The sequence below is a fragment of the Flavobacterium sp. RSSB_23 genome (genome assembly GCF_051547145.1).
In the GTDB taxonomy this organism is placed as follows: domain Bacteria; phylum Bacteroidota; class Bacteroidia; order Flavobacteriales; family Flavobacteriaceae; genus Flavobacterium.
Map to the genome: position 1 here is coordinate 1 of NZ_JBPTTO010000072.1, position 260 is coordinate 260.

General features: G+C 43.5%; 1 protein-coding gene. It reads right to left on the reverse strand.

The genetic code is table 11. From position 1 onward, the window contains the following. Nucleotides 1-260: hypothetical protein (locus ACSVH9_RS16425; RefSeq protein ID WP_438064646.1), on the reverse strand; the 260-nt coding region annotated here is incomplete at both ends.

Below are 260 nucleotides of genomic sequence, written 5' to 3' on the forward strand. Positions count from 1 at the left end.
AGAAGCATCAGTTTTAGAAGAAGCACCCAAAGCCAAAGCGGCTTCAGGTTGTCCAATAGTTACAGAATTGGATTCAGATGAGCAAGAGTCACTAACAGTTACAGTATACGTTCCAGCAGGAAGATTATCAACTGTTGCAGTAGAACCCACTACAGTATTCGAAGCATTTTTCCAAGAATAGGTTACTGTGCCTACAGCTCCAGTTACAGCACCTGCAGTTACAGACCCAGTACTGGCTCCAAAGCAAGAAGCATCAGTTT